Origin of the sequence: Methylobacterium phyllostachyos, from assembly GCF_900103445.1 — a bacterium.
In the GTDB taxonomy this organism is placed as follows: domain Bacteria; phylum Pseudomonadota; class Alphaproteobacteria; order Rhizobiales; family Beijerinckiaceae; genus Methylobacterium; species Methylobacterium phyllostachyos.
In genome coordinates, this window is record NZ_FNHS01000003.1 from 280,659 (window position 1) to 296,543 (window position 15,885).

Annotated in this window: 21 protein-coding genes; 9 read left to right on the forward strand and 12 right to left on the reverse strand. The window is 68.0% G+C overall.

Annotated elements, in window-relative coordinates:
* Window positions 1–316: 316 nt before the first annotated feature.
* The 4 genes from BLQ49_RS06590 to adh all read left to right on the forward strand — a co-directional run bounded on the left by BLQ49_RS06590 (window position 317) and on the right by adh (window position 4,365).
* Window positions 317–643: an iron transporter gene (locus BLQ49_RS06590; protein WP_091714340.1), complete on the forward strand. Its 327-nt coding sequence runs from the start codon at window positions 317–319 to the stop codon at window positions 641–643.
* Complete coding sequence (locus tag BLQ49_RS06595) at window positions 640–2,160, forward strand: PepSY-associated TM helix domain-containing protein (protein WP_425283979.1); 1,521 nt, start codon at window positions 640–642, stop codon at window positions 2,158–2,160. Before BLQ49_RS06590 ends, BLQ49_RS06595 begins: the two co-directional genes overlap by 4 nt.
* On the forward strand, window positions 2,157–2,504 hold the full coding sequence (locus BLQ49_RS06600) for a DUF3325 domain-containing protein (RefSeq protein ID WP_091714342.1): 348 nt from the start codon (window positions 2,157–2,159) through the stop codon (window positions 2,502–2,504). Before BLQ49_RS06595 ends, BLQ49_RS06600 begins: the two co-directional genes overlap by 4 nt.
* Window positions 2,505–2,841: 337 nt before the next feature.
* Window positions 2,842–4,365: an aldehyde dehydrogenase gene (gene adh, locus BLQ49_RS06605; RefSeq protein ID WP_091714344.1), complete on the forward strand. Its 1,524-nt coding sequence runs from the start codon at window positions 2,842–2,844 to the stop codon at window positions 4,363–4,365.
* A 73-nt stretch (window positions 4,366–4,438) separates the two neighbouring features.
* Here adh and BLQ49_RS06610 read toward each other — a convergent pair whose 3' ends face one another.
* Entirely contained in the window at window positions 4,439–4,768 is a 330-nt protein-coding gene (locus tag BLQ49_RS06610) for a hypothetical protein (RefSeq protein ID WP_091714346.1), read from the reverse strand.
* Window positions 4,765–5,061, reverse strand: coding sequence for a hypothetical protein (locus BLQ49_RS06615; RefSeq protein WP_091714347.1), 297 nt, complete (start codon window positions 5,059–5,061; stop codon window positions 4,765–4,767). Before BLQ49_RS06615 ends, BLQ49_RS06610 begins: the two co-directional genes overlap by 4 nt.
* Window positions 5,062–5,223: 162 nt before the next feature.
* Here BLQ49_RS06615 and BLQ49_RS06620 point away from each other — a divergent pair, with 162 nt between their 5' ends.
* From BLQ49_RS06620 to BLQ49_RS06630, 3 genes are read left to right on the forward strand one after another with little or no spacing between them, the layout of a single operon-like run.
* Window positions 5,224–5,649 carry a DUF779 domain-containing protein gene (locus BLQ49_RS06620; protein ID WP_091714349.1) on the forward strand — a complete coding sequence of 142 codons (426 nt, stop codon included), beginning with the start codon at window positions 5,224–5,226 and terminating at the stop codon, window positions 5,647–5,649.
* A 13-nt stretch (window positions 5,650–5,662) separates the two neighbouring features.
* Window positions 5,663–6,076: a carboxymuconolactone decarboxylase family protein gene (locus BLQ49_RS06625; RefSeq protein ID WP_091714351.1), complete on the forward strand. Its 414-nt coding sequence runs from the start codon at window positions 5,663–5,665 to the stop codon at window positions 6,074–6,076.
* Window positions 6,073–6,513, forward strand: a complete 441-nt coding sequence (locus BLQ49_RS06630) for a cupin domain-containing protein (RefSeq protein WP_091714353.1) — start codon at window positions 6,073–6,075, stop codon at window positions 6,511–6,513. Before BLQ49_RS06625 ends, BLQ49_RS06630 begins: the two co-directional genes overlap by 4 nt.
* 4 nt (window positions 6,514–6,517) lie before the next feature.
* Here the strand turns inward: BLQ49_RS06630 and BLQ49_RS06635 are convergent, their stop codons facing one another.
* The 7 genes from BLQ49_RS06635 to gap all read right to left on the reverse strand — a co-directional run bounded on the left by BLQ49_RS06635 (window position 6,518) and on the right by gap (window position 12,583).
* Window positions 6,518–7,558, reverse strand: coding sequence for a tetratricopeptide repeat protein (locus BLQ49_RS06635; protein WP_091714355.1), 1,041 nt, complete (start codon window positions 7,556–7,558; stop codon window positions 6,518–6,520).
* Window positions 7,555–8,202: a thiamine phosphate synthase gene (locus tag BLQ49_RS06640; protein ID WP_091714357.1), complete on the reverse strand. Its 648-nt coding sequence runs from the start codon at window positions 8,200–8,202 to the stop codon at window positions 7,555–7,557. The genes BLQ49_RS06635 and BLQ49_RS06640 overlap by 4 nt, the downstream gene beginning before the upstream one ends.
* A gap of 18 nt (window positions 8,203–8,220) precedes the next feature.
* Entirely contained in the window at window positions 8,221–9,291 is a 1,071-nt protein-coding gene (fba, locus tag BLQ49_RS06645) for a class II fructose-bisphosphate aldolase (RefSeq protein ID WP_091714358.1), read from the reverse strand.
* 271 nt (window positions 9,292–9,562) lie between these two features.
* Window positions 9,563–9,772 (reverse strand): hypothetical protein, encoded by a 210-nt coding sequence (locus BLQ49_RS28855; RefSeq protein WP_143012214.1) that lies wholly within the window; start codon window positions 9,770–9,772, stop codon window positions 9,563–9,565.
* A gap of 9 nt (window positions 9,773–9,781) precedes the next feature.
* A complete protein-coding gene (locus BLQ49_RS06650) occupies window positions 9,782–10,984 on the reverse strand; it encodes a phosphoglycerate kinase (protein WP_091714360.1) in 1,203 nt (400 codons plus the stop codon).
* Between the two features lie 34 nt (window positions 10,985–11,018).
* Window positions 11,019–11,489, reverse strand: coding sequence for a hypothetical protein (locus BLQ49_RS06655; protein ID WP_091714361.1), 471 nt, complete (start codon window positions 11,487–11,489; stop codon window positions 11,019–11,021).
* An 89-nt stretch (window positions 11,490–11,578) separates the two neighbouring features.
* A complete protein-coding gene (gap, locus tag BLQ49_RS06660) occupies window positions 11,579–12,583 on the reverse strand; it encodes a type I glyceraldehyde-3-phosphate dehydrogenase (protein ID WP_091714363.1) in 1,005 nt (334 codons plus the stop codon).
* 452 nt (window positions 12,584–13,035) lie between these two features.
* On the opposite strand from gap, the gene BLQ49_RS06665 reads away from it, so the two are divergent.
* Together BLQ49_RS06665 and BLQ49_RS06670 are read left to right on the forward strand one after the other, a co-directional pair.
* Window positions 13,036–13,317, forward strand: a complete 282-nt coding sequence (locus tag BLQ49_RS06665) for a DUF4164 family protein (protein WP_091714364.1) — start codon at window positions 13,036–13,038, stop codon at window positions 13,315–13,317.
* Between the two features lie 42 nt (window positions 13,318–13,359).
* On the forward strand, window positions 13,360–13,731 hold the full coding sequence (locus BLQ49_RS06670; protein ID WP_091714366.1) for a cell division protein ZapA: 372 nt from the start codon (window positions 13,360–13,362) through the stop codon (window positions 13,729–13,731).
* A 30-nt stretch (window positions 13,732–13,761) separates the two neighbouring features.
* Here BLQ49_RS06670 and BLQ49_RS06675 read toward each other — a convergent pair whose 3' ends face one another.
* The 3 genes from BLQ49_RS06675 to madL form a co-directional block, all read right to left on the reverse strand.
* Window positions 13,762–14,430 carry a GntR family transcriptional regulator gene (locus BLQ49_RS06675; protein ID WP_091714367.1) on the reverse strand — a complete coding sequence of 223 codons (669 nt, stop codon included), beginning with the start codon at window positions 14,428–14,430 and terminating at the stop codon, window positions 13,762–13,764.
* A 113-nt stretch (window positions 14,431–14,543) separates the two neighbouring features.
* Window positions 14,544–15,308 carry a malonate transporter subunit MadM gene (gene madM, locus BLQ49_RS06680; protein ID WP_091714541.1) on the reverse strand — a complete coding sequence of 255 codons (765 nt, stop codon included), beginning with the start codon at window positions 15,306–15,308 and terminating at the stop codon, window positions 14,544–14,546.
* Between the two features lie 17 nt (window positions 15,309–15,325).
* Entirely contained in the window at window positions 15,326–15,772 is a 447-nt protein-coding gene (gene madL / locus BLQ49_RS06685; RefSeq protein WP_091714369.1) for a malonate transporter subunit MadL, read from the reverse strand.
* Between the last annotated feature and the right edge of the window lie 113 nt (window positions 15,773–15,885).

Here is a 15,885-nt window from a genome sequence, read left to right on the forward strand (position 1 = left end):
CCAGCGCCCGGGACGCTGCGCTGACACTGCGCCGGCTCGACTCGCATGGTTCCGGCGTGCCAGCGGGCCGGTGAGCTGCCTGTTCGTTCGTCGATTCGCGACATCCGGCTAGGGACAGTCTGCGCGCAAGTCTGAGACCTGCACCCCGCGTATCGCCCGACGGCCATCGCAGAATGTGGCCGCGCCGCTTCGCTTGTTAAGACACGTTCTAAGTCTCTCTCCGCTCGCTAGAATCGTTCCGGAACATAGCCGTTGCGTCCACCCGGTGGCCGCGGTTAGCTCCCGGCATGAGATCACGGGTACGAGAGGTCGCACCATGAGCGCGCGCGTGGAGAGCGCCCGAGGATGGGCGGCGCAAACCTATCGACTGGCGGTCGCAACCCGGGTGATTCTGGCAGCGGCCGGGGGCTACACGGTCGCCGCCCTAGCCAGCGGATGGCTCGCCCTCGTCCTGCCCGGCGCCAGGGCAGAAGCCGTGTCGGCGGCGACGATCGCGAGCTTCGCCATCATGGCAGCGGCAGCGGTCTGGGTCTTCGCGGCGCGGACACTCAGCCGCGCCGTGCTGGGTCTGAGCCTCGTCGCAGCCCTGCTCACCGTCGGCCTATGGCTGGCCGGGGCCTTCCAGCCTGGAGCCGCGGCGTGAGCCGGCCCAAGGGCTTCCGACAATCGATGGCATGGCTGCACACATGGTCCGGCCTCGTGGTCGGCTGGGTGCTGTTCGCGGTGTTCGTGACCGGGACCGCCAGCTACTACCGCTCCGAGATCTCGCGCTGGATGCGCCCTGAACTGACGGATTCGGCCTTCGACCCAGCCGCCACAGCCACCCATGCCGGGGCGTTCCTGCAGACGACGATGCCCAATGCCATGGCCTGGTCCATCAGGCTGCCGAGCACGAAGGATCCGGAGGTCGAGGTCTATTGGTGGCGCAATCCCGGCGGCCCGTATCACCACGCTCTGCTCGATCCCGCCACCGGCGAACCCGCGAAGGTCCGGGACACGCAGGGCGGCGACTTTCTCTACCGGTTCCATTTCGAGTTGAATTTGCCGCCGATCTGGGGGCGATGGATCGTCTCCGCCTGCGCCATGATCCTGTTGATCGCCCTGATCTCCGGCATCGTCACGCATCGGCGAATCTTCGTCGACTTCTTCACCTTCCGGCGGGACCGCTCGGCGCAGCGCGGCTGGCTTGACGCGCACAACGTGGCCGGCGTGCTGGCGCTGCCGTTCCACCTGATGATCGTCTACACGGGCCTCGTGACCCTGTCGTCGATGCTGATGCCGTGGGCAGAGATGACGGCGTATCGCGGTGAGCTTCTGCGCTACTATGCTGAAGCCGGGATCACGATACCCGGCCGCCCCCCGGCGGGCCGACCGGGCGAGGCCTTGCCCCTCGGTGAGATCGTGACGCGGGCGATCGCCGCGCAGGGTCAGACGCCCGAATTGGTGGTGGTCTCCAATCCCGGGGACGCGGCGGCGACGGTCAATACCTATTTCGAGGAGCCGCCGGGCCTTGCCCACCTTCACCCGCAGATCGCCTACGACGCCTCGACGGGCGCAGAGATCGGTCGTGTTGGCGAAGCCGGGCCCGCGACTCGGACCGGGGCCGTGATGGTCGGCATCCACGAAGCGCATTTCGCGGCGGCGCCCCTGCGGCTCCTGTTCTTCCTGTGTGGCTTTCTTGGTGCCGCCACGGTGGCGAGCGGCCTCGTTCTCTGGACCGTCGCCCGGACGCCAAAGGGTGCCGATCCCGAGGGCGTCGGCCTGCGTCTCGTCCGGCTCCTGAATCTCGGCACGATCGGCGGCCTTCCCGCCGGCTTGGCCGCCTATTTCCTCGCCAACCGGCTGTTGCCGGTGGATCTCCCCGGCCGCGCGGACTGGGAGGTGCGCACGTTCTTCATCGCCTGGGTCGCGGCAGCCCTCGCCGCAGCACTCTCTCGGCGCAACCGGGCTTGGCCGCTCGCCCTCGCGATCCCTGGAATCGCCTTCCTTGCGATCCCCGTGGTCGATGCGGTGACTGTCGGCGAGGCTCGGTTCCTGGGCTTTGATGCGGCGATGGCACTCCTGGGCGGGCTGCTCCTCGTCGGGGCCCGGTTGGCGAGCCGGCGCAGGCAGGTCCAGCAGCGGGCCGAGACGATCCTCCACAGGACTGCGCAAGCGTGACCGTTCCAGCCCTCGCCTTGAGCCTGCTCCTGGCCTTCTCGGGCTTCTCCGCCCTGGCCCTGAGTCTGGAACGACACCACCGCGCGGTGTTCCGTAGCCCCGTCCCCCGATCACGGCGCGGGGGACTGCGCGCCGTTGGCTCGGCGGGGCTAGCCCTCTCGTTCGCCGCCGCCGTCGCCTGCGCCGGATGGAGTTTCGGCCCGGTTCAGTGGGTCGGCTCGCTCACCGGCTCGGCCCTCGCTGTGGTCGGCCTGATCGCCTACCGGCCGACCTGGCTTCGGACGGCCGCCCTGGCGGCCCTTCCTCTCGCCGCCCTGACCCTGCCGCTTGCTCTCCCGGGATAGGAAGGCCGCCGGAGACGTGCAGCCCTCGTTCGATCGGTCACCCGGCGCACTGAACGTGATGTCTTGGCTCTAAATCACCCTGCACAGCTTGCGAAATCCGGCTGATACGGACTATTTTACTGCGCCAGCATTGTCCCCCTCGCGGTCGAAACCGGAAGGGCGTAGGATCAGGCCTCTCGCGCACTGGCCAAAAGTCCACCTTGATTCGACGGGCCAAAAGCCATTGGCTGTGAACAGAGCGGAAGCGAGGGCCCCCAATGCGCCGGGCGGTCGCGCTCCCGGCTAACGCCCAAGAGCCGCGGTTCGCGAGGCCGGGGCCAATGGAGGGAACAGAGCGATGAACAAGCCGGAATTCCTCGGCGACTCCAAGATCCGGTCGCCCTTCTCGGCCCGCTACGAGAACTTCATCGGCGGCCAGTGGGTCGCCCCCGTGGCCGGTCGCTACTTCGAGAACACCTCGCCGATCACCGGCAAGGTGGTGTGCGAGGTCGCCCGCTCCGACGCGCAGGACGTCGAGAAGGCGCTCGACGCCGCCCACGCCGCCAAGGAAGCCTGGGGCCGCACCGCACCGGCCGAGCGCGCCCGGATCCTCCTCAAGATGGCCGACCGGATGGAGGAAAACCTCGATCTCATCGCCCTCGCCGAGACCTGGGACAACGGCAAGCCGATCCGCGAGACGACCCACGCCGACATCCCCCTCGCCATCGATCATTTCCGCTACTTCGCCGGCTGCGTGCGCGCGCAGGAAGGCTCGATCTCCGAGATCGACCACGACACGGTCGCCTACCACTTCCACGAGCCGCTGGGCGTCGTCGGCCAGATCATCCCGTGGAACTTCCCGATCCTGATGGCGGTGTGGAAGCTGGCGCCCGCGCTCGCCGCCGGCAATTGCGTGGTGCTGAAGCCCGCCGAGCAGACCCCGGCCTCCGTGCTGGTGCTGATGGAGATCATCGGCGACCTGCTGCCCCCGGGCGTCCTCAACGTTGTCAACGGCTTCGGCCTGGAGGCCGGCAAGCCGCTGGCGTCGTCGCCGCGGATCGCCAAGATCGCCTTCACGGGTGAGACGACCACCGGCCGCCTGATCATGCAGTACGCATCGCAGAACCTGATCCCGGTGACGCTGGAGCTCGGCGGCAAGTCGCCGAACATCTTCTTCGCCGACGTCGCCAACGAGGACGACGACTTCTTCGATAAGGCGCTTGAAGGCTTCACGATGTTCGCCCTGAACCAGGGCGAGGTCTGCACCTGCCCGAGCCGGGCACTGGTTCACGAGTCGATCTACGATCGCTTCATGGAGCGCGCGGTGAAGCGCGTCGAGGCGATCACACAGGGCTCGCCGCTGGATCCGGCCACGATGATCGGCGCCCAGGCCTCGGGCGAGCAGATGGAGAAGATCCTCTCCTACATCGACATCGGCCGGCAGGAGGGTGCACAGCTGCTCACCGGTGGTGAGCGGAACGTGAAGGACGGCGAGTTCGCCGAGGGCTTCTACGTGAAGCCGACGGTGTTCCGCGGCCACAACAAGATGCGTATCTTCCAGGAAGAGATCTTCGGGCCGGTCCTGTCGGTCACGACCTTCAAGGACGATGCCGAGGCGCTCTCGATCGCCAACGACACGCTCTACGGCCTCGGCGCCGGCGTCTGGACCCGTGACGGGACCCGCGCCTACCGCTTCGGCCGGGCGATCCAGGCCGGCCGCGTCTGGACGAACTGCTACCACGCCTATCCGGCCCACGCGGCCTTCGGCGGCTACAAGCAGTCCGGCATCGGCCGCGAGACGCACAAGATGATGCTCGATCACTACCAGCAGACCAAGAACATGCTGGTCAGCTACTCGGCCAAGAAGCTCGGTTTCTTCTGAGCTTCTGCCCGGGTTAAACCCCCCGAGACAACTTAGCCCCGGCCTCACGGCCGGGGCTTTTTGGATATCGGGGTCAGTGCTTCAGGCAGGACGCGGCGATCGCAGCGGATTTCCGGTCGTGGAGGCTGATGGTGCGGTCCGCCACGCTCCGCCGAACCTCCTCGCCCTCGTTGGCTTCCGCCCTTTCGAGTTCCCAGAGCCGGTCTTTCACAGCTCCGTCGGCGTAGCAGTTACAGAACGCGGCCTTATCCGCGATCGTGGCATCGGGCGGAGCGATCCAGTCGGTGTGGTTCAGGCAGGTGCGCAGCTCAGCCTCCCGCGCCGGCGCGTTGACATCCTCACGCGCCACAACAGGGGCGCTCGCCATGATGGCGAGCAGCAGGACGACGAACCGGCGGCTCAATAGACGCCGTACCCGAAACCCTCGTAGGGCACGTTCGCGATGGAGCCGGGTGGCATGGGGCCAGCATCGGCGCTGACGGACGGGATATCGTCGGGCGGCCCGTCCCAGCCGACGACGCCCATCGGGTTGTCGGGGGTGACGTTCGGATTGCCGGCCACGCGCCAGGCATGCTGCATGAACAGTGGCTGGTTGTGCGGCTGCACCCGCAGCGTCAGCGGGTCGGCCCCGGCCGGGCTCGCCGCGAAGGTGGCCAGCAAGAGGGCGAGGCAGGGTAAGGTTCTGCGTGAGATCATGGCGTCGATCAGCCCAGTGGGCTCTCCGTTTCGCCCGAGAGGGGCGTTCTGGGCGAGCAACGCGGCAGAGGGCGATCCGGCACCAGCTTGGCCGGTAGCCGGGCGTGAATGTGGAAATCCCACGGGGGAACAGCATATCCCTTCAAAGAACGGGAGGGCAGCATGAGCTTGGACGCGATGGTTGAAGTGTCGACTGCGGAGCAGGTCGGCGCTGACGGCACGCCGCTGCGGGTGACCGCGACGCCGAAGGCCCTGGAACTCATCGAGGAGCTTCGATCGGAATACGGCCCCGTCATGTTCCACCAGTCGGGCGGCTGCTGCGACGGCTCCTCGCCGATGTGCTATCCCGTCGGTGATTTCCTGGTGAGCGACGGCGACGTCCACCTGGGCACGGTCGGCGGCGCGGATTTCTTCATCAGCCGATCGCAATTCGCGGTTTGGAAGCACACTCACCTGATCCTCGATGTGGTGCCGGGGCGCGGCGGCATGTTCTCACTGGAGAACGGCCGCGAGAAGCGCTTCCACATCCGCTCCCGGCTCTTCTCGGATGCCGAGAATCGCGCCCTCGACGGCGCCTGCAAACTCTGAGGGACACTCCGCCATGGCGACCGTGAGGCTCTGGAGCGATGCCGAGGCCGAGGCGGATCCGCGGGTGCGGGCGGTCTTCGCGGATATCCGGGCGACCCGCGGCTCGGACTTCATCAACAACTTCTGGCGCGGACTCGCCAACGATCCCACCCTGTTGGAGCGGACTTGGAGCAGTCTCAAGGTCGTCATGGGGCCGGGCACGCTCGATCCGCTGACCAAGGAACTGGTCTACATCGCGGTTTCGATCGCCAACGGCTGCCCTTACTGCATTCACTCGCACACGGCCGCGGCGCGGGCGAAGGGCTTGACGCCGGAACAGCATGGCGAGTTCCTGGCGATCGTCGGCATGGCGAACCAGACGAACGCGCTGGTCAACGGCATGCAGATCCCCGTCGATCCGGCCTTCAGAGTGGAGGAGGGTTCATGAGCTCCGGATCCGAGATGCAGAAACCCGGTCTGCGGGTGGTGCACGAGAGTGCACCGTTCCGCGGCAAGCAGGGGCACCTCTACCGCCCGGCGATCTCGGCCGAGGCCGTCGGCGCCAAGGCCCTGCACATGCAACTTCTGGAAATCCCGCCCGGCGAGCGGGCCCACGCGCACAAGCACGAATCGCACGAGACGGCGATCTATGTCCTGTCGGGCGTGTCGGGCTGCTTCTGGGGCGAGCGCCTGGAACACCACGCCATCGCGGGTGCCGGCGAGTTCGTCTACATCGCCGCCGACGTGCCGCACCTGCCCTATAACCGCAGCCGCACGGAGCCGGTCACCGCGGTCATCGCCCGCACCGACCCGAACGAGCAGGAGAGCGTCGTCCTCCTGCCGGAGCTGGAAGCCGGAGTCGATTGGTCGAAGGCCGAGGGCTAGCGACTCAGCGCTGCTCGATCCGTTCGTTGGCCAATCGTTCGGCACGGGTCCGTTCGTCGGCGGAGAGGCCGGAGAGTGTCTGGTCGAGCCACGCATCCGACAGGCCCTGGCCGGCGGCAGCAAGATTCCAGGCCGCGGCCTCCACCGGGTTCTTCGCAACGCCGCGGCCGACCGCGTAGAGCCGCGCGATCCGATTCTGTGCGATCGCGTTACCCCGCGACGCCGAGTGCAGGAAGTAGCGGGCCGCCGAGCGCTCGTCCTTGGTCACGCCAATGCCGTTGAACAGCAGGATCGCGTACTCGACCTCGCTGGCGAGATCGCCGTTGTCGGCGCCGCGGCGGAACAGTTCCGCGGCCTTGGACGGATCCTTGGGTACGCCGCGCCCCTGAAGGTAGAGCACGCCGAGGTCATGCTGGGCCGGCCCGATCTCGGCATCGGCGGCCTTGCGGAACTGCGCGGCGGCTGCCGCCTCGTCGGCCGCGTTGCCGGTGCCGATCAGGATCAGGCCGAGATTGTAGGCGGCCGTCGGCGAGCCGTGGGCCGTGGCCTGCTCCAGCCAGCGTCGGCCCGCCTTCGCATCCTTCGGCACGCCGCGGCCGTCGAGGGCCATGAGGCCCAGGGACGACATGGCGGCGGCGTCGTTCTGGGCCGCGGCCAGCCGGTACCACTCGGCGGCCTTAACCGGGTCCTGTTTGACGCCGAGGCCCTGGTTATAGAGTTCACCGAGGAGCGTCATTGCGGCGGCGTCCTTCGGGTTCGCCTCGATGCGTTTGGTCGCCTCCCGGAAGGCCGTGACGTATTGGCCCCGCTGATAGGCACCGTAGGCGAGATCGACCGGTTGCCCGTTGGCCGGCGGTACGGCGCCGCGTGTGTAGTTCTTGGTATACGGGCTCGGCAGCTCCGGCATCGGCTTCTTGCCGGGCGTGGTGCTGGTTCCGTCGGACGGTGGCACAGGGCTTTTGGCGGGATCGAACGGTCCCGCCGCCCCCCAGGCCGGCAGCGCCAGGAGCGCGAAAGCGAGGGCCGGGTAGGCGATCCGCTTCATCGCACCGGCGCCTGCTGGAGGGCCTTCTGCACCTGCTCGACGGCCGCACTATCGGCCAGCCACAGCGTGCTCTCGAGGCCGATGAATTCCGCCCCCGTCGCAACCAGAGGCTCGACCGCTTCGGCGCTCGTCGCGACGGCGATGCAGGGAGTCTCGAAGATCTCGACCCACCACGAGACACGCGCCAAAACCGTGTCGGCCTCGGGCGCGACGCCGTCCGGATAGAGGCCGCCGAACATCAGGTAGTCGATGCCCGCCTCGCCGGCCTCCATGGCGGCGTGCTTCGTCTCCACGCCCCCCGCGCCCAGGATACGGCCATCACGCAGCCGCTCCCGCATGTCTTTCAGATCGCGGGGCTTATCGATGTGGACGCCGTCGGCGCCCCCGCGGATCGCCACCGCAGCCAGATCGCCGGTGAAGCCCGGGCAGGCCACAACCAGCGCCGCCCCATGCTCCTGCGCCACCGGCGCGACCTGCTTGACGCGCGCAGTCAGCCCGCGCTCGTCGGTGGCCGCAAGGCGCAGGATGACGGCCGCGACATCCCCGATGCCGCAGGCAGCCCTAAGGGCCGTGACGAAACCGTCCATGCCCTCCGCATCGAGGCCGTGGGGCCCGATCAGGGCGAGGCGAGCTCTGTTACTCATCGCGACGGGAACGCCTGCTCAGCGAGCGCCGATCTTCGGATCGAGGGCGCCGCTCGCATAGCGCTTGGCCATCTCGGCCACCGAGATCGGCCGGATCTTCGACCCCTTGCCGGCCGTGCCGAACTCCTCGAAGCGCTGCTTGCACAGCTTCGTCATCGCTTCCATGGCGGGCTTGAGATACTTGCGCGGATCGAACTCGGACGGGTTCTCGGTGAGGACCTTCCGGATCTGACCGGTCATCGCCATGCGGTTGTCGGTGTCGATGTTGATCTTCCGCACACCGTGCTTGATGCCGCGCTGGATCTCCTCGACCGGCACACCCCAGGTCGGCTTCATCTGGCCGCCATACTGGTTGATGATGTCCTGCAGATCCTGCGGCACCGAGGAGGAGCCGTGCATCACGAGGTGGGTCGTCGGCAGGCGGCGGTGGATCTCCTCGATCACGTTCATCGCCAGCACCTCGCCGTCGGGCTTGCGCGTGAACTTGTAGGCGCCGTGGCTTGTGCCCATCGCCACCGCGAGCGCATCGACCTTGGTGGCCTCGACGAACTTCACCGCCTCGTCCGGGTCGGTCAGGAGCTGATCGTGGCTCAAGGTGCCCTCGGCGCCATGACCATCCTCAGCCTCGCCCTGGCCGCTCTCCAGCGAGCCGAGCACGCCCAACTCGCCCTCCACCGAAACGCCGGCCCAATGGGCCATCTTGGTGACGTTGCGGGTGATCTCGACGTTGTAGTTGTAGTCAGCCGGGGTCTTGCCGTCGGCCTTCAGCGAGCCGTCCATCATCACCGAGGTAAATCCGTACTGGATCGCCGTGGCGCAGGTCGCTTCGTTGTTGCCGTGGTCGAGGTGCATGCAGACCGGGATGTGCGGGTAGATCTCGACGAGGCCGTCGATCAGCTTGGCCAGCACGACGTCGTTGGCGTAGGCGCGGGCGCCGCGGCTTGCCTGAAGGATCACCGGCGAATCGGTAGCATCGGCGGCCGCCATGATGGCGAGCCCCTGCTCCATGTTGTTCAGGTTGAAGGCGGGCACGCCGTACTCGTGCTCAGCGGCGTGATCGAGGAGTTGCCGGAGGGTGATGCGTGCCATCGTGCCTGTCTTCCCGTTTCCGTGTGGCCGTCTGCCCGATCGCCGGTCGTGGCGCGGAGCTCTCAGCTGAGCTGTATCGCCCCGGTCTGCCGAGAGCTTCGCTTTCGGTCAATCTCCGCAGCCGAACTGAGCATTTCACACCGGATAAATCTCACCTGCCCAGCTCTCTAGAGCCGCAACGCGTTGCCCGACTGCGTTGACCCGTGCGTCGAAACCGCCCGCCCTGCCGGGCATCTTCAGCATGCCCGCGACCTGGCGCCAATCCTGAATCTCAGCGCCTCTTGAGATCGAGACGATCGATCCGACCGTCAAGCCTCTCGACATGCGAGATCGCCCGCACCCCGAGCTCTGCAAGGGTTGCCTGGATGCGGTTCAGGATCTCGTCAGTCGCGTTTTCGAGGTCGTGTCCCATCGCCTCGCCGCCCGGCTGGCACCGATCGGTCGTGCAGATGGGGTCAGCGTCGACCGGGGGAGGGAGCAAGGCGCCAGCTCAGTTCCCGGCGCGCAGAGCCTCGACGCCCGGCAGCGCCTTGCCTTCCAACCATTCGAGAAAGGCACCGCCCGCTGTCGAGACGTAGGTGAAGGCCTGCGCCACACCCGCGTGATTGAGGGCGGCCACGGTATCGCCGCCACCCGCCACCGAGACGAGGTGCCCGTCCTTCGTCCGCGCGGCCGCGTGTTTGGCGGCGGCAACGGTGGCGGCGTCGAAGGGGGCCAATTCGAACGCGCCCAGCGGGCCGTTCCACACCAGGGTCTTCGCATCGTCGATGGCAGCGTTGATCTCGGCCACCGAGCGCGGGCCGGCATCGAGGATCATGCTCGCCTCGGGCACGGCGTCGACCGGCACGGTCTCATGCGGCGCCTGAGCCTTGAACTCCGAGGCGGCGACTGCGTCCACCGGCAGAATGATCCGGCAACCGGCCTTCTCGGCCGCCGCCAGGATCCGGGTGGCGGTTTCGGCGAGGTCCTTCTCGCAGAGCGACTTGCCGACCGCCTTGCCCTGCGCGTGCAGGAACGTATTGGCCATGCCGCCGCCGATCACCAGCATGTCGACCTTGGCGACGAGGTTTTCGAGGAGGTCAATCTTGGACGAGACCTTGGCGCCGCCGACGAGCGCGATCACCGGGCGCTGTGGCGATTCCAGGCCCTTGGTCAAAGCGTCGAGCTCGGCCTGCATCTCGCGGCCGGCATAGGCCGGCAGCCGGTGCGCCAGCCCCTCCGTGGAGGCATGGGCCCGGTGGGCCGCCGAGAACGCCTCGTTGACGTAGACATCGCCGTTGGCCGCGAGCGCATCGGCGAAGGCCGAGTCATTCTTTTCCTCGCCCGCGTGATAGCGGGTGTTCTCGAGGAGCAGCACGTCGCCGTCTTTGAGCGCCGCCACCGCCTTGGCGGCCTCCTCGCCGATGCAGTCGGGCGCGAAGGCTACGTTCCGCCCCAGGGCGGTCCCGAGCGCCGGCACCACCGGCTCCAGGGAATCCTTCGGCTCCCGCTTGCCCTTCGGCCGGCCGAAATGGGCGAGCAGGATCACCTTGGCGCCGCGCTCCGCGACCTCACGGATTGTCGGGGCAACGCGCTCGATGCGGGTCGCGTCCGTGACGCGCCCGTTCTCCATGGGCACGTTCAGATCGACGCGCATGAGGACCCGCTTGCCCGTCAGGGAGCCGGCATCGTCGAGGGTGCGGAAGGCGCTCATGCGGTCTGGTGAGGTCCTGTGCAGGAGAGGGGGCTTACTGGACGGTGGTTCCGATGGTGGTCCGCTGCGGCAGCAGGCGGTCGAGGTTGAGGCGCTGGACGGCGACCATCAGGACCACGGTGAGGATCGCCGTGATGACTGCCGTCAGGACCAGAGCGCCGGTCCCGGGCAGGCGCCGGGTCCGCTCGGCGAGACCGCGCATCTCGGTCCGGAGCGCCGCGAGGTCGGACTGGCGCGCGGATTCGTTCATCCGGTTCGCCGCGTTCTCGACCTTGTCCTCGACGCGGGACAACAAAGACTCCGAACGAGCGTACTTGTCCTCGATACGCGAGCATTTGTCTTCGATCCGCGCGAGCTGATCGAAAAGTTGGTTCGCCGGAAGCGCGTGTGAAGGCCCGGCGGCGGCGGTGGGTGCGCCGGCCGCCACAGGCGGAGGCGACACTGGCCTGGGGGCGGGCGGCACGGTAGCCGGCCCGCTCGACGAGCCCTGCGAAGCGTCGGTCATCCCTGGAGAGTCCCTGGTTCGAAGAGAGGCCGTCCGAAGAGTGGAACGGCCGCCGGCCCGTCAGGACGCGGCGGCCGCCGATGCGCAGCTCAGATGAGCTTGGCCATCGCCACGGCCGTGTCGGCCATGCGGTTCGAGAAGCCCCACTCGTTGTCGTACCACGTCAGGATCCGCACCAGCACGCCGTCCATCACCTTGGTCTGGTCGAGGTGGAAGGTCGAGGAATGCGGGTCGTGGTTAAAGTCGATCGACACGTTCGGCCGGTCGGTGACGCCGAGCACGCCCTTGAGCGGGCCAGCGGCGGCGGCCTTGATCGCGTCGTTGATCTCCTGGACCGAGGTGGCACGCTTGGCCGTGAAGACGAGGTCCACCGCCGAGACGTTCGGGGTCGGCACGCGGATCGCGGTGCCGTCGAGCTTACCCTTCAGCTCCGGCAGCACGAGGCCGACCGCCTTGGCGGCGCCGGTCGAGGTCGGGATCATCGAGAGGGCTGCGGCGCGGGCCCGGTAGAGATCCTTGTGCATCTGGTCCAGCGACGGCTGGTCGTTGGTGTAGGAGTGGATCGTGGTCATGAAGCCACGCTCGATGCCCACCGCCGCGTCCAGCACCTGGGCCACCGGCGCGAGGCAGTTCGTGGTGCAAGAGGCGTTCGAGACCACGACGTGTTCGCGCGTGAGCTTGTCGTGGTTCACACCGTAAACCACCGTCAGGTCGGCGCCGTCGGCGGGCGCCGAGACGAGGACGCGCTTGGCGCCGGCGTCGAGATGGGCCTTGGCCTTGTCCTTCGAGGTGAAGATCCCGGTGCACTCGAGCGCGATGTCGACGCCGAGGTCCCGGTGGGGCAGCTCGGCCGGGTTGCGCACGGCCGTGACCTTGATGCGCTTGCCGTTTACCACCAAGAACTCGCCATCGACGGCGACCTCGCCGGGGAAGCGGCCATGCACGGAATCGTAGCGGAGCAGGTGGGCATTGGTCTCCACCGGGCCGAGATCGTTGATCGCCACGACCTCGATGTCGCTGCGGCCGGCTTCCGCGATCGCGCGCAGGACGTTGCGGCCGATGCGTCCGAACCCGTTGATGGCAACCTTCGTCACGGCGTCACTCCTTACCTGATGCGGCTCCCGCCGCGCGTCACCGCCCGTGGGGGTGGCCCGCGGGGAATCTCGGCGTCCCGCCTCTCTGCCGTCCGGGCCGGGCGGATCTGGGCGGGCGGGCTTGAACCGGCGATGAACCGAGCCGGGAGAGGCCGGGCTTCGCCACCTGTGACCGTCGCAGCGTACGGTCCCGGCGGAGGCCTCGGAACTGTCACGAACCGGCCATCCGGCCTGTCGGGCGCAATCCCTCACGGGAGCGCGCGGCTGTCTAGCATGGCGCCCCGACCTGTCAAACGCGAAGCCGTGACAAAGACCTTGGATTCACCGACGAATAAGCAGCGATGCGTGCGTTCGATTGGCCGGGCCGGGGGATGCCGGGTTCGGAGGTTATTTTGCGCTGGAATTCCCACTGCATTCGACGGAAAGCTTCCGCCCGGGACGGACCAAACACCATGGAAGAGACCGAGATCAGCGTGATCGACGCCGCACTCGCCCGGCTGGAAGCGGCCGTGAACCGCATCGACGCCGTCGTCCAGCACCGCCTTGAGACTGCCGCCGAGCCCGACGACCGGGATGCCGAGCTGGCGCTGATGGACGAAGACCGCGCCCGCCTCGCCGCCGCCCTGGACGCGGCGAGCGCCCGGCTGGCGGAGGTCACCGCCACGACCGGCCAAGTCGGGCACCGGCTCGACCGGGCGATCGAGACCGTCCAGGATGTGCTCGGCCGTCGCTGAGACCGATCTCCGCGCCATCAGGCGTGTCTACCGGAGCCACCCTTGCCGCAGATCAACGTGACCATCGATGGCCGCAACTACCGCATGGCTTGCGGGGAGGGCGAGGAGGCGCATCTGACCGATCTCGCCGCGAGCCTTGATGGCCGCATCGGCGAGATGCGCAAGAGCTTCGGCGAGATCGGCGACATGCGCCTGCAGGTGATGGCGGCGTTGACGATCGCGGACGAGCTGGCGGAGCTGCGCGGGCGGTTCAAGACCCTGGAAGCGGAGGTCGCTGCGCTGCGCAGCGCCACCGAAGCGGCCGAGCGGGGGCGGAACGATGATGCGGAGCGGGCTGCGGCCGGAATCGGCCGCGCGGCCGAGCGGATCAGCAGGCTCGCCGAGGCCCTCGGGGGATCCGCCACGCGGGGATGAGGCTGACACCCGGACCGCGCGCAACCTCAGTCATCCGGTCTCGGCAATGTAGCGGCCCAAAGCCGCCGCCGCGCGCAGCATGTGCGCCCGCATTCGCCGGGCCGCCGTCTCGCCGTCGCCTTCCGCGATGGCGGCGAGGATCTCGCCGTGCTCGTCGTGGGAGTGGCGGATCCGGTCGGCATGGCGCAGCTGCGTTCGCCGGAAGGCCGCGAGACGCTCCCGGATCGCCAGCGCCTGCTCGGCCATGTAGCCGTTATGGGTCGCGGTGTAGAGCGCTTCATGGAAGGCTCTGTTGAATCGGTCATACGCATCGATGTCGCCGCTCGATACGGCCATGGCCGAATCCGCGTGCAACTCCATCAGCTGACCCCGTTCGAGCGGTGTCATCCGGTAGGTGGCAAGCCGGGCGCACATCGCCTCGATCTCGGCGGTGGTCTCGAACATGTCGGCGATGCGCTGAGGCGTCAGACGGGCGACGACGACGCCCCGGCGCGGCCGTATCTCCACGAGCCCCGAGGCCGCGAGTTGCCGCAAAGCCTCCCGGACGGGCGTACGCGACGCCCCGTAGCGCTGCGCGAGATTCTGCTCGTCAAGCGCGGTGCCCGCCGCGATCGACCCTGACGCGATGGCGTCCGTCAGCGCGTCGCGAATCCGGTCCGACAGCAACCCGGAATCGATTTTCTGAAATTCGCCGTGCATCCTTTGATCCTAGACCAATCTGCCTGCTGCGGCTTCCAGTCCCTAGGGCAAACGACGAAGTCCTGACTCTTCATCCACAGTGATGAATGCGGCCGAAACGCTCGGTAGATCGCTCATCCGACGAGGGCGCGCACGGCCAGGAACAGGATCGACGGGCCGACCAAGCAGCCGATGCCGGTGTGAAACGTGGCCGTCAGCGCCCCGTAGGGCACCAGCTTGGGATCGGTCGCGGCCAGCCCCCCGGCGACGCCGCTAACCGTCCCCATCAGGCCGCCATACGCCATGGCCGAGCGCGGGTTGTCGAGGCCGATCAGCCGCGCCACCAACGGGGTTCCGACCATCACCATCACGGCCTTGGTCACCCCCGTGGCGATGGAAAGCGCCATCACGGTCGAATCCGCGCCGATCGCGGCGCCGGTGACGGGGCCCACGATATAGGTGATCGCGCCAGCACCGATCGTCGTGATCGAGACCGCGTCGTGATAGCCGAAGGCGACGGCCGTCAGGGTGCCGACGATGAAGGGCAGGATCGTGCCGAGGGCGAGGGCCAGCACGCCGAGCAGGCCGGCGCGGCGCGCCTCGATCACGTCCACCTCGAAGGCGGTGGCGACGATGGCGAAGTCGCGCAGCATCGCCCCGCCCATGAGACCGATGCCGGCCAGGACCGGGATGTCCGCAAGGCCCTTCTTCCCACCGGTATAGAGGCCGCCGACATAGGCCAGCACCAGACCCAGGACGATGGCGATGGCCGAGCCGTGGACCCGCCCGTTGGTGAGGTGCTTGGCTGCAAAGTTCGACACGAGGATCAGTGCGCCGACCACCGCGAAGGCGGCCACGAGGCTCTGCTCGACGAAGACATGCTCGAGACCGTGCCAGATCGCGTGTTCCATAGCGGTCAGTCCTTCCGGGCGACGGAGCCGGACGCGACCGGGTCGGTCCCGCCATCGATGACCGATCCGCCATGCTCCACCGTGGCGCTGCCCGGGTCGCGACGGCCGATCCGGCTGAGGAGCGCCACGGCGCCGAAGCACAGGGCCAGGGAGCCCGTCGCGGCGATCAGCACGATCGGCCCGCCGCTCATGGCGGCGACCACGTTCTGTTGGGCCGCCATGGCGACCACGATCGGGATGTACATGCCGGCCCAGAACTCGACGCCGAACTGAATGCCCTTGGTCAAGCTTCCGCGCCGGGACAACCAAAGACGCGCCGCGATGAGCAGGATCATCGCGATGCCGACGCCACCGACATTGGCCTTCACGCCAAGCAGGAGACCGAGCAGGTCACCGAGATAGACGCCGATCAGCGTACAGGCAGCCAGAAGGGCGACACCGAGCACGATCATCGGCGTTGACCCTTCAGACCGGCCGGAAACCGTCCGCCCCCCAGCGACCCTCTCGACGCGTCCCGCATGGGGCGAACCTTCCCGTTCCGACTCGTTGGCCGTTTGCGCAAATA

Excerpts from the sequence above, each read along its gene's own strand:
- BLQ49_RS06590 (WP_091714340.1), top strand. The coding sequence starts at position 317 with ATGAGCGCGCGCGTGGAGAGCGCCCGAGGATGGGCGGCGCAAACCTAT.
- adh (WP_091714344.1), top strand. The coding sequence starts at position 2,842 with ATGAACAAGCCGGAATTCCTCGGCGACTCCAAGATCCGGTCGCCCTTC.
- BLQ49_RS06615 (WP_091714347.1), bottom strand. The coding sequence starts at position 5,061 with ATGATCTCACGCAGAACCTTACCCTGCCTCGCCCTCTTGCTGGCCACC.
- BLQ49_RS06620 (WP_091714349.1), top strand. The coding sequence starts at position 5,224 with ATGAGCTTGGACGCGATGGTTGAAGTGTCGACTGCGGAGCAGGTCGGC.
- BLQ49_RS06625 (WP_091714351.1), top strand. The coding sequence starts at position 5,663 with ATGGCGACCGTGAGGCTCTGGAGCGATGCCGAGGCCGAGGCGGATCCG.
- BLQ49_RS06630 (WP_091714353.1), top strand. The coding sequence starts at position 6,073 with ATGAGCTCCGGATCCGAGATGCAGAAACCCGGTCTGCGGGTGGTGCAC.
- BLQ49_RS06635 (WP_091714355.1), bottom strand. The coding sequence starts at position 7,558 with ATGAAGCGGATCGCCTACCCGGCCCTCGCTTTCGCGCTCCTGGCGCTG.
- BLQ49_RS06640 (WP_091714357.1), bottom strand. The coding sequence starts at position 8,202 with ATGAGTAACAGAGCTCGCCTCGCCCTGATCGGGCCCCACGGCCTCGAT.
- fba (WP_091714358.1), bottom strand. The coding sequence starts at position 9,291 with ATGGCACGCATCACCCTCCGGCAACTCCTCGATCACGCCGCTGAGCAC.
- BLQ49_RS06650 (WP_091714360.1), bottom strand. The coding sequence starts at position 10,984 with ATGAGCGCCTTCCGCACCCTCGACGATGCCGGCTCCCTGACGGGCAAG.
- BLQ49_RS06655 (WP_091714361.1), bottom strand. The coding sequence starts at position 11,489 with ATGACCGACGCTTCGCAGGGCTCGTCGAGCGGGCCGGCTACCGTGCCG.
- BLQ49_RS06665 (WP_091714364.1), top strand. The coding sequence starts at position 13,036 with ATGGAAGAGACCGAGATCAGCGTGATCGACGCCGCACTCGCCCGGCTG.
- BLQ49_RS06675 (WP_091714367.1), bottom strand. The coding sequence starts at position 14,430 with ATGCACGGCGAATTTCAGAAAATCGATTCCGGGTTGCTGTCGGACCGG.
- madL (WP_091714369.1), bottom strand. The coding sequence starts at position 15,772 with ATGATCGTGCTCGGTGTCGCCCTTCTGGCTGCCTGTACGCTGATCGGC.